General features: G+C 37.4%; 8 protein-coding genes. All 8 read right to left on the bottom strand.

Translation table 11 applies throughout. The annotated features are described in order from the left end of the window. Window positions 1–343 precede the first annotated feature (343 nt). The 8 genes from AAW12_RS02610 to AAW12_RS02645 all read right to left on the bottom strand — a co-directional run bounded on the left by AAW12_RS02610 (window position 344) and on the right by AAW12_RS02645 (window position 12,579). Entirely contained in the window at window positions 344–2,188 is a 1,845-nt protein-coding gene (locus tag AAW12_RS02610) for a hypothetical protein (RefSeq protein ID WP_046672061.1), read from the bottom strand. 186 nt (window positions 2,189–2,374) lie between these two features. Continuing rightward, window positions 2,375–2,821 carry a nuclear transport factor 2 family protein gene (locus AAW12_RS02615; RefSeq protein ID WP_046672062.1) on the bottom strand — a complete coding sequence of 149 codons (447 nt, stop codon included), beginning with the start codon at window positions 2,819–2,821 and terminating at the stop codon, window positions 2,375–2,377. A 184-nt stretch (window positions 2,822–3,005) separates the two neighbouring features. Further along, window positions 3,006–5,006 (bottom strand): hypothetical protein, encoded by a 2,001-nt coding sequence (locus AAW12_RS02620; protein ID WP_046672063.1) that lies wholly within the window; start codon window positions 5,004–5,006, stop codon window positions 3,006–3,008. Between the two features lie 185 nt (window positions 5,007–5,191). Then, on the bottom strand, window positions 5,192–5,638 hold the full coding sequence (locus AAW12_RS02625) for a nuclear transport factor 2 family protein (protein WP_156167517.1): 447 nt from the start codon (window positions 5,636–5,638) through the stop codon (window positions 5,192–5,194). A gap of 185 nt (window positions 5,639–5,823) precedes the next feature. Then, complete coding sequence (locus tag AAW12_RS02630; protein ID WP_046672065.1) at window positions 5,824–8,013, bottom strand: right-handed parallel beta-helix repeat-containing protein; 2,190 nt, start codon at window positions 8,011–8,013, stop codon at window positions 5,824–5,826. 229 nt (window positions 8,014–8,242) lie between these two features. Further along, complete coding sequence (locus tag AAW12_RS02635) at window positions 8,243–10,135, bottom strand: RHS repeat domain-containing protein (protein ID WP_046672066.1); 1,893 nt, start codon at window positions 10,133–10,135, stop codon at window positions 8,243–8,245. Between the two features lie 278 nt (window positions 10,136–10,413). Further along, on the bottom strand, window positions 10,414–11,274 hold the full coding sequence (locus AAW12_RS25295; protein WP_053003503.1) for an alpha-1,2-fucosyltransferase: 861 nt from the start codon (window positions 11,272–11,274) through the stop codon (window positions 10,414–10,416). 45 nt (window positions 11,275–11,319) lie between these two features. Beyond that, window positions 11,320–12,579, bottom strand: coding sequence for an HlyD family secretion protein (locus AAW12_RS02645; protein ID WP_197083959.1), 1,260 nt, complete (start codon window positions 12,577–12,579; stop codon window positions 11,320–11,322). Window positions 12,580–12,592 lie beyond the last annotated feature (13 nt).

Genomic DNA, 12,592 nt, shown 5'->3' on the forward strand with positions numbered 1-12,592 from the left:
ACATAGTGATCCAATGCCAAGTCTGCGGTTGAAAGGCTAACGTTTGCTTTCTCTGATTTCGAACCTGGTCCTTCAGCTGCCATAGCAAATGTGGATACTGCGATTAAAGCTGCTGCTGCGAATGTTTTTACTAAAGTTTTCATAATGTCTTTTTTATAGTGTTAGTATTCTTGTTCTCATTTGTTGATTCAAAACTAAAACACAATAGGCCCCTAGCCTAGAGGCTTTAGACCAACGATCAAGAAAACTCGGTGAGTGGCAGGAATGGGGAGGTAAAAATAAATCCGCATGACTTGTAATAATTTAAAGACATAGGGCCGGTAGATCTACCTGCCCTATTTCTTTAAATTACCGGATAACCTACGTTATACGAATTGTTGTTGGCATTAATTTGAATTGTCTGAAATGACAGAAGCCGGTCAGCCTTACCAAAGTTGTCGATCGATGGTGCTACAAATGTAGATAGTATTAGTTTTACAAAATCGCCGTCCGGAACAGCTGTAAGCACTGCCGTATCTTCATTGAAATGAGCCCTAGTTGTTGCACCAGTAAAATTCGAATTGATCGGCTTTCCTGCATCGATGTTAAATACACTTCGCAATTTAAACTTATAGTATACATCATCAATTGCTCCCGAACCCATTCCTTCTGATGCAGGCATAATTATAAAATCAACAATCGCTAATGTCGCGCCAATTGTGATCATTCCTGATGTTTTAGCTAATAACATGATATGAATTATTCCGTTCGAAGTCCTCTCTTCCTGTTTAGCCATCAAACTTTTGATTCGGGCAATATTTATGCGGGCTATCACGTGGCCATCTGACGATAGATAGCTTGAGCTCAATAACTCCTGTCTTTTCCGTTGAAATGAAATGCGACTTTGAGTAGAACTCACCACCGTTCGAGCTCTTGCATACATATCAGCAGTAATTGAATTCCCTTCATAAAATTTAATCCGCGATTGGGGCTCGACCAGAGAATAGGAATTAGAGTTGTTGTTACGGATACTTACATTCCCTAAATATTCAGCATCTGTGGTAAAATTTCCGTCAAACTTGATATCGGAAAACTCCACATCTATCTTCTGATCTTCGTGCGCTTGGAAGTTGTTACTATCAATAGCCAACCCCATGTAATTTGTTGCCGCTCCGAATTTAAAGTACAAATGGGCTTTGTAGGTTTTAATCTCAGGTTGATTATTACCCTCGAAATAATTTCCAGAAATTTTTCCGCCAGCTATTGGTCCAGAATACAAAAAAACTCCACCACTTTCAAATACGTTATCTACAATCCTAGCAACATTTACTGTAGGTTTTCCGTCGATATTTTTAAACCAGATTCCGGATATACAGCCTTCACACATATTATCTTTAAAAGTAAAGTTAAAGCATCGATCAGCATCAACTATCCGTTCAACCTGTTCAAATATATTACCCGTAATCGTAACAGATTGTAAATACCCGTTTTTATAAGCGTCTGTGTCATTGGGTCTCTTTTCTTTATAAGATTTGATAACATGTTTAACCCTAAAAAAAGAACACTTGGTTATAAATACATTATAAATCCGATCCCCATCTACAAATGTACCGGATAAAGGTGTCCCATCTATTATGTTTCCGATATCCGCGCCAGCATTTCTTACAACCAAATTATCGATAAAAACCTTTCCTGTGTACAAATTCCCTGTTGAACCGGGATTTAATAACGAAGACTGTGATGTTATCCAGCCGTCATTGACATTATTCGTTAAATGCACCGATCCGCCTTTGCCACTAATCCGATGCGAAGGATATCTTTGTAATGTTGCATCTGGCAGCCCCAAATAGGAATCTGCGAGTAATTGGCAAGTAATTTCTACACTCCTAAAACCTGAATTAAAAATTTGCTGTATAAAAGGGGTGGCATCGGTATCTAATCCGGCTTTTGCACCAAAGTAAAGCGGGTTAACTGCTTCTAGAAATCTATGTTCTAACTTAATTCCTGCAGTAGCAATGATGCTTCCGCCGTCGTCTGAACCCGTTGTATCTGACAAACTGTATACAATAGGACCAGGCGTATCACCTGCTTGATAATAGCCCAGAAGTTCTACACCTGAATAGGTTCCATTTGTTAATGCTGTAATTTCGGCTGCAGATAATGCTCGCATATCTGCCATCGTGTTTTTGATAAGAAATTGATTTGCCATAATGTTGTTGTTTTTAATTCTTACAAACTTAGACCTCATTCAAGTGCTATTTGAGTGAAAAGTATCCAATGTAAGCGGTAGAATACAACTACCGAAAAGTTGTGCGGATGGGCGACCATAAAACACAAAAAAGCCACGTCTCCCGATATGGCTTTACAACATATATATATTTATTTGAAATCGCTCTTATTTATATGAATTGATCGATTTTGATACTTTCCAGTCATTGCCTACACGCTCCAAAGTAACTAGATCTGTTTTGTTGAAGTTTTCAAATTTCAAAGTGACTTTAGCCACCATATAATCTGCTGATTCTTCTAAGATGTCTGTGCTTACTTTACAGTTCAGCTTTTCTCCTTTTTGCTTTTTCAAGGATTTAACAACTTCGCTACGGCTGTTACTTTGTGCATCGGTAGCTTGGATCTTTTGATTGAAATCATCAGCGAATAACTGCTCTACTCCTACTGATTCACCCTCCGTGGTTACCGCAACATAGTGATTGAGTGTCAAGTCTGCTGTAGAAAGGTTAACGTTTGTTTTTGTTGCTTTTGCGCCAGGTCCTTCTGCTGCCATAGCGAAAGTAGATGCGGCGATTAAAGCTGCTGCTGCGAATGTTTTTACTAGCGTTTTCATAATGTCTTTATTTTATAGTGTTAGTTTTTAGTGCTTATTTGTTGACTCAAAACTACAACACAATAAGCTCCTAGCCTATCCGCTTTAGACCAACGATCGGGAAAACTCGGTGAATGGCGGGAATGGCGAGGTGAAAATAAAAGTAATAAGGCCATAATTGCGATACGACCTTATTCCCTTCAGGCTAACTAGCTTGTTGACCGCTATTTCGATCTGCTTGCAACTTAGCATTTAATATTGTTTTTAAATCGTTAGCCAAAGCAATCACAGAATTGAGGTCTGTAGCAGCCGATAATATACTATTTGGTACAGCAGAAGACTCTTTCACAGAGCCGTAAATTGACGTCTCTGCTTTCGGCCGTTCCATAATCCAATCGGTTCCTTTAACATTTGAAGTGCCATTAGTTATTCTTACCCAATCGCTATTCACCGGATTAATAGCTATAACTTTATCTCCAATTAGCCAGGATCGGGATGAAGTAGTTGGCACATCTGCTAATCTACAAGCAATATTGTTTATGTTAATCGGATAGAGTACTAGACCAGAGCCCTGATTGTTAATTGCAATTTCACGTTTATCGATAAAAACATTATCATAAATATAGCTATCAGCTAGCTGTTCAGCACCTAAAGTAATGTTGCTTGACGTGCTTTTATTCTTGATTATATTATCATTAATCTTCAGATCCTTCGTATTCTTAAAGATATATATTGGCGCCCCTAAACTCGTTTCCAGACTATTACCCTGAATATCAAAATTGCTTTCAAAATTTCCATTTTGTTGAAAAATACAAAAGTTAACGGAGGTGATTTGGTTATTTGAAATCTTTATATTTTTGCATGGAAGCTCTTGATTCATCGAGTTTTTAAGCAGATAAATACCTCTTAGATGATTGCTGATAATATTGTCTGCGATATTTACGTTTTGCATTACAATATCTGAGTATATACCAAAACTCGTTCCCTCTTTAGCATCTATAACGTTATTAGCAATATTGCAATTAATAACTCGGCCAAGATCGATATCTGCTCTTCCACATTCACAATCTGATATCGTATTTGTTATAATATCCAAATTCCGGGTTTTGGTAAAAGGACCATGAGAGCCAATAGCAGCACCGTAGCCTGCATTTCCTTTTCTTAAACCTCTTATAGTGTTTCCTGTAATATTTATCGTATCACAATCTATTACTAAGGTGTCTGTTCCATCATTAGGCGAAAAAGAAGTAATCCAAAAGCCTCCCACTCCACCTTCAAGAACATTTCCTGTACAGGTAACATTTTTGGCAGCCATTATTTTAACACTATACTCAAATCCCGTAGAATATTCGGTTTTGTTTTGCATACGGAATACATTATTTGATAGCACATGGTTTTCTCCACCCTTAGCCGAAAGTCCCGTATTAATGGCGTAGTAAATATGATGACGTTCTACTGTCTCATCAAAATAATTTTCTGTTGTTAAAGTCTCATAGCTTTCCTGAAAAACAATACCATAACCTCCAGCATTGACTGTTGGTACATAAATCATATTATAAAAGGAATTGAGTGTAAACGTCCAACGTCTATTTTTATAATTTAGCAATATCCCACCTGTCCATCCATCCATTCGAATCCCCTCTACCCTTCCGTTAGACGCAACATCTCCTATGGCAATGGCATAACCAACCCTCGTCGAATTCATATTACCAAAAATAGTACCTTGTCCCACAATTACAACACCTGTTGTTGCATTGGCCACTTCAATTCCATTTCCATTAGCCAAACTCGTTTTTTGTAAAACACACCTTGAAGTTAGTTCTAGCTTAAAATCGCTTTTATTGATTACTAATGCAGTTGTAAAGCTATATTGATCGTCAATGACCAAGTGATTTGTTACCAATTTTGCTTTGTCAAATACAGCGTTAATATTAGCTGCAACTTGTGCCCCAAAGTATCGCACGTCTAAAGGTCCAGTAAATTTATGTTCAAGCTTAATACTTCCAGTAGCGACAACACTCCCGCCGTCGTCTGAACCCGTTGTCTCTGATAAACTGTAAACAATAGGACCAGGTGTATCACCTGCTTGATAATAACCCAGAAGCTGTACGCCTAGATAAGTACCATCCTGTAATTCGGCAATTTCACATGCACATAAGTTGCGCAAATCTGCCATTGTCTTTTTGATTAGAAATTGTTTTGCCATAATGTTGTTGTTTTTAATTCCTACACAAACTTAGGCTTCATTCAAGGGCTATTTGAGTGAAAAGCATCCAATGTAAGCGGTAGAATACAACTACCGAAAAGTGAGCCGATGGACAACCATAAAGCGTAAAAAAGCCACATCTTCCGACGTGGCTTCACAACTTATATATTTGTTAGGGATGGCTCTTATTTATACAGATTGATCGATTTGGATACTTTCCAGTCATTGCCTACACGCTCCAAAGTAACTAAATCTGTTTTGGTGAAGTTTTCAAATTTCAAAGTGACTTTAGCCACCATATAGTCTGCTGACTCTTCAAGGACATCGGTGCTCACTCTACAGTTCAACTTCTCTCCTTTTTGTTTTTTCAAGGATTTAATCACTTCGCTACGGGGGTTAGACTGCGCATTGGTAGCTTGGATCTTTTGATTAAAATCAGCTGCAAATAACTGCTCTACGCCTGCTGATTCTCCCTCCGTAGTTACCGCAACATAGTGTTCTAAAGCGAAATCTGCTGTGGAAAGGCTAACGTTTGCTTTTGACGATTTTGCTCCAGGTCCTTCAGCTGCCATAGCAAATGTAGATACTGCGATTAAAGCTGCTGCTGCGAATGTTTTTACTAGCATTTTCATAATGTCTTTATTTTATTGTGTTAGTTCTGTTGTTCTTATTTGTTGACTCAAAACTACAACACAATAGGCCCCTAGCCTATTGACTTTAGACCAACGTTCGGGAAAACTCGGTGAATAGCGGGAATAGGGAGGTTAAAATAAAAGTAATAAGGCCATAATTGCGATACGGCCTTCTTCCCTTCAGGCTAACTAGCTTGTTGACCGCTATTTCGATCTGCTTGCAACTTAGCATTTAATATTGTTTTTAAATCATTCGTCAAAGCAATCACAGAATTGAGGTCTGTAGCATTGGGTAGTAGACTATTTGTAACGGAAGTTGACTGAGAAACCAAGCCCTTCGCTGCTGTTGTAGCGTTTTGAAAAATACTTATCCAACCTGTATTTCCGCCCCCTGTTCTCTTTATCCAAATGGATGATACGCCAGCCTCATTAATTTCATTGTATCTGGACCCCTGCCTCGCTACAACTACCCCCTCTGGGCTACCAACGCCAGCATATTCACCCAAAAATCCAAATGGTATAAAATTACGCCCATCGGGAGCATTATTGTACCAGCCGTAGGTATATTTGAGCTGGGGATCCGAGTGCTGTACCACAGCATTAACATTTTTGAGAACATCGCCCACTTGCCATGTCCCTGAAACTGTTGCCAGTCCATTAATTGTTTGGGTTTGCCATGCGTTTGAACCTATTTCCTGATTACGCCTTGCACTGTTCGCTACAGAGATTTGAGTATTGATATTATTAAAGCATCTATTGTTCATCGATTTGACATTCGTTACCGAGGGAGCATTGGCAATAATCCCGTTAGTCTGTGTTCGATCTCCACCAATACGGCTATCATAACAGATGTTATCAACAACATCGATATTGTCACTCGTAAACGTTCCAGTAGGGATCACGCTAATTCCGTCACCGACTGAGTCAACAATTGTATTACCTATAAATTGACAATTATTACCATTCAAAAGCCTGATCCCAGTATTGCCAGCATTATTGATCATATTATTTTTAACCAAGGTGTTGCTTCCATTCACCGTAATACCTTGTAATACTGACTTTATAATTCGGTTATCCAAAATCGTATTAAACCCCAAATTGGATCCCAACTCAATACCAGTCCGTTGTGGTTCAATGATCTTATTATTTGATACCGTACAATTTGAACCGTTGCTTGAGATCAAAATACCATGACCCTGTGGTTTTACAATGATATTATCGGATGCAATACAATTATCGCCGGCCAATCTAATGCCATAGAAAATAATGAAAAAATTAGTGGTATTCATCGCAGTATCTAAATAGAGATTCTTGATGGTATTGTTCGAGAAAATAATACGGCGTGAATAATTTATTCCATCTGGAAAAGTAGGGCTTACAGGAACAACATGGCTCTCACATTTGAATCCCCCTCCAGCTCCGTCAACCGTATTATTAGACACAACGATATCTATACATCCCCCCGAACAGTCAACAGCCAGCCCACTACCGTACTGATTTGTCGGTTCGGGAATCACTCGGCCTACATTCACAAAATTATTGTTGGATACCGTAGCGTTCGCTACTTCATTAAACCCAACTCCGTGATTACCTGTTTCGGTAAAATAGCAATCTGTAATACGAACATTTGTAGTCAATGGATGCGGGTAAGGTTCTGCCGCTCTACCATAACTTTGGATACCGGAGCTCCATGAACGTTTAATACAACAATTGGTAATGTTGATATTATCCACCGCGCCGTCATAAATGGGTTTGAAATAAATTAAAAACTCTGCGCCGTCTACATCCCACTCTCCGATAGGATTTTCAGGTAAAATGGGAAACCGGTTCGTTGTAGCACCTCCGTCCAATTGTAAATTATGAAATGAGATGTTCTTGTGATCGGATAGTTTAAACATCCATTTTACGGTCTTCGAAATTGAAAATCGCTCATGCTTAAATTCAAGATGACTTCCATTTCCATCACCATATATCAAACATGCTGTTGGCGGAATTAAAGTATCAGTGATGACGTAGTGACCTGTAGGAAAATAAACGGATGATACATGAGCTTTATTGGCATAAGTTAACGCCTTCTGTATTGCCTGAGTATCGTCTAGAATAAAATTACCTCTTGCGCCAAAATATTGAACATTCACCTCTCCAACAAAATCATGTTGAAGCTTTATAGTGCTTAACTCGATCACACTCCCTCCATCATCGGGATCTGTTGTGAACGAGATATAATAATCGATCGGACCGGGAGTGTCCCCTGCCTGATAATACCCTAGGAGTTGTACACCTGAATAAGTTCCATTTGTTAATGCTGTAATTTCGGCTGCAGATAATGCCCGCATATCTGCCATGGTGTTTTTGATAAGAAGTTGATTTGCCATAATGTTTTTGTTTTAAATTCTTACACAAACTTAGGCTTCATTCAAGGGTTATTTTAGTGAAAAGCATCCAATGTAATCGGTAGAATACATCTACCGAAAAGTTGAGCCGATGCGCAACCATAAAACGCAAAAAAGCCATATCTTTCGACATGGCTTCTAAACTAAACTTAAACATATGATTCACTAGTGGTTTGTCTTTTATTTCTGGCAAACCACCAGTTATTGGATACTACTTATACGAATTAATTGATTTAGATACTTTCCAATCATTGCCTTCGCGCTCCAAAGTAACTAGATCTGTTTTGGTGAAGTTTTCAAATTTCAAAGTGACTTTAGCCAACATATAGTCTGCTGATTCCTCGATGATATCAGTGCTTACTGTACAGTTCAGTTTTTCTCCTTTTTGCTTTTTCAATAATTTAACTACCGCACTACGGCTGTTAGATTGTGCATTGGAAGATTGGATCTTTTGATTGAAATCAGTTGCGAATAACTGGTCTACCCCTGCTGATTCTCCCTCCGTAGTGACCGCAACATAATAAATCGGTGGTGCTATCTGCCCTTGTTCGTAATTTACCAAAGCTTCATCCCACGCTTGAGCAGCATGTCCTTTCAAGGGGCTCGAAGAATATTTACCATATAATAGCTCATTAAACGCGTTCATTGTACCATTTTGAATTCCAACATTTAATTTTGCGAGCAACTGTTCCACATCATCTCCAACCAGCCAGTTTCCTCCTTCCAAATAATAAGCCAGAGCGTCAACCAAACCAAGCGCTCCTTTCATCCATTTTACTTCATGCCCTCTAGCCTCAGATTGCTCTTTAACCCAAGAGTAATAATCTCTTACCTGTGCAAATGCTGCATACTGGTTTTTTCTACCATTTCTAGTATTATATTCATTAGCAGAAGACCATACCCTAGTATTATTCAGCCTATCAGAGGTTCTCCAGTCTCCTTTACCGAGACGTCCCTTATAATCATCCGAATACTCGATCATCCCATTAGGATCGATAAAGTTAATCGGATTATCATATGCGTATCTATACGGGCTCCAGTTATGTGCTGCTTCCGCCAGCGGGTCCACCACATTCCATCTTCCGATTTCAGGATCGTAAAATCTTGCCCCGTAATCATATTGCCCTCCAATTTCTTCTTGAATTTCTTTCCCATTATAAAGGTACTTATTAATTCCGTTGGTAAGACCTGCACTTTTCCGTTTTCCGAAAGGATAATAATCGTCTTTCTGAACAACTACACCAGCACTATTTATTGTAGACCTTATGTTCCCTAAATTATCGGCTATATTAAAAAAATAACTATAAACCCCACTATTATTTTGAATATATCCATTTTCTATTTCAATTAAGTCAATCACGCTCGAAGCTGATCCTGCTTTGTTATATTGGATTCCTTGAATATAATCTCGCTGAGAAGATATGCCATTGATGACCGATTCTTTTCGTAACCTTAACCCATCTGCGTCGTAAATATAAGAGATCGTAGTACCCGTTTTAGTGACCGCCGAGATTAAATCCAATTCATTATATGTAAATGTCATACCACTCCTATCTTTAGTTGCATTGCCATTTTTATCATAGGTATAGCTTGCCGATAATCCACCGCTCAAAGACATCAATTGATTACCTACATATTGATAATTGGTGGTACTATTATCTCTCGCCAAAGAGTTAATATTACCCATTTTATCATAAGAAAGAATTTCCTTCATAACTGTCCCAGTCGATAAACCTTCAATCATTCTGCCCAAATAATCATATTTATATTGAAATTTGTTGCTTATGCCTACTCCATGTTGCCAATTTTGCTCGCTTATATTTCCATTGTATTGAGCCAACGCCAAATCGCTCGGTGTTTCATGCTTCATCTCCTGAGTAAACTGAGGTGAGGATATCTTTTTCAACCAACCCGTCTCCGTAAATTGTTGATCAATAGTCGTTGCAAATACTCCTCCAGATTGTTTACCAATTTTCTTGCGCGTCACTTGTTCTAGAATATTAAATTCATTTTCAGTCAATAATATTTCAGGTTGATCGCCAATTTTATTCCATTGTTTCGCAAGACGTCCCTGATGATCATATTCGTATCGATTTTGAATCATTAAGGTACTTGCATTAACAGTCTTGTGTAATCGGATAACACTGGCTTCACTCTAAGAAAAAAAAAGTAATGTTTTCAGGTCATCAGTTGGACTGAAGAAAGCCTTGATAGAGAGGTCAGTAAGTCCAGCCGAGGGGTCAACATCGGGGTTATACCCAATCACTGATATACCTAGAATCTATTTGGTTATATTTTAAAAGCTCGGAAACAATTTCCGATGAAATCGTTAAACCAGGCCGTTGCCAATATGCACGATTGATTTTAAATTATTTCATAAAATTATATCGTTATCCAATCTGAGGGTATTAAATCTATAGTATCAAGATGATCAACAACGAACCATTTTTTTGGTGCAATCACAATTTTATTTTTACTTGAGGACAACCATGCAGACCACCAAGAAAATGAGCTGTTTGAGATGACAAAGTGCTTACAATTTTTCATTAGTTGTAAATAGAATTGATATTTTGAATCATAATATTCTTCACCAACAAAAACCATATTCTCATTATTGACAATATTACTCTGGCACCAATCCATATCATCGGAAAACACATAAAATTTAGGATTATCAACTCTTTCCTTAATCAATTTAATGGCGGCGTTTATATAATATAAATCAACAACGCCATGGTAATTCAATTTTTTTAAATAATCTCCACGTCTGATATTTATCATGATAGAATTAGTCGCCAAAATTTCTTCATTCAGAGCGCTCCATTTACCATAGAGCGGATTATTAAAATGGAAATCTTCTCTGAGAATATATTCAATTTCATTAAAATACTTATCTGATTGCCAATAACCAGTAAGTATTACATGTGGCTTAAATTTTTCAGACTTTGATAAAAACAGTTTTTTCACCTGATTAATCTGCATTAAATCATAATGAAAGAAGCGCTCATTTAATTGTACTACGGGACTATTTACGCTTAGAATATCTAATGCTTTTTCGATATCACCTTGCACTTGCTTAGAAAGTTTAAAGATATCTAGATCGAAATTTCTATTACTCTGTCCGGTATCATATATATTGGTATTTAGAAAAAGGTCTTGATCGCTTAACACTGATAGATATCTCCCTAGAGCATATTGAAACATCTGATTTCCAACGCCTCCCATTAAATTCACTATAATCATCTTTTAAACTATTTTTTATATCGATAAAAAAGCTGAATGACATTTTTAAAATTTCAACGATTTTGTAAGGTTGTTCCAGATTCTTTTAAAAATAGATTGATTTTCAGTTGTAATTTCTGCATCAGCCAAAATTCCGGGTTTCAGTTTTATATCAGAATCTTCCTTATTTCTTGTTAAAACAACCTTAGCAAAGAAAACACTATCTTTAATCGGAATATCGGATATATAATCTATTTTCCCCCTCAAATAACCATACTCCTGATAAGGGTAACTCTGCACTTTAATCAATACATCCTGTCCTACTTTTACCTTTGATGATTTCGCCTGTGGAATTAGTATTTCACCATAATAATCATCTTTATTATCATTGACGTAAAACAACTCATCCCCCATTTTGACCAATTGATTTTCCTGTAAAAAATCTCCGTAAATCAATCTACCTTTTGAAGTGCTACTAATCACATATTGCTTTTTCCAGTTTTCTGCTTCACTTATGAAAGTATTTAATGACTGATAAATTTTTTTTTCCTCTTCAATGATCTGATTATTGATCTCAGACATTTCTTTATCTTTGGATAAACGGCTACTCTGGTTACTGATAATCGTGTTTTCAATCTGTGGAATGGATTGCCGCTTGGATAGCAAAAGAGCTTCCTTCTGTTGCAATTCATGCTGACTAATCACTTTTTTATCAGCTAAAATCTTGTATTTGGCATATTCTGCTTCAGCCAGTGCCAATTCTCTTTTCTGCAGATCAAAACTCTCCCGAATTCTTTGATTCTGCTCATTGATATACTGTACTTCATTCTGGATAAAACTTTTTCTTTTTTGATAGATACCTTCTTTGTTGATGGCCACATAACTTAGATAGGCGAGATAAAAATTTTGATAGCTATTCTGAAGTTCACCTAACTCCAGTTCGGTAGGAATTATGATATCTTTTAAATCTGCCAAGTTCAGATCTCCCATTCTCACTCTTTTCATCTTTTCAAGTAAACTCAATACTTGAGCATGGTTAGCTACACTTTCTAGGTATGCTATATCCATATTCTTCTCAACTATGGTACCGTCTTTAAAAAGAAGTTTAATCAAATTTCCATCCATTTTACTCGTTAGTACTTTGGGGGCATTGCTTGTATTAAATTTCATCGATACAACAACGACTTCCGGGTAAGGGATAAAAAATGACAGCCCAAACAGCATAAAAATCGTCAGCACAATAAAGGTAATTCCTCTTTGCATCAGCCAGGATGGTGGTTTGGAGATAATTTCCTGCAGATCTTCAGAGTGAATATTTTCTGCCATAAAATTCGTCTTT

The organism is Sphingobacterium sp. Ag1, assembly GCF_000988325.1.
Lineage (GTDB): Bacteria > Bacteroidota > Bacteroidia > Sphingobacteriales > Sphingobacteriaceae > Sphingobacterium.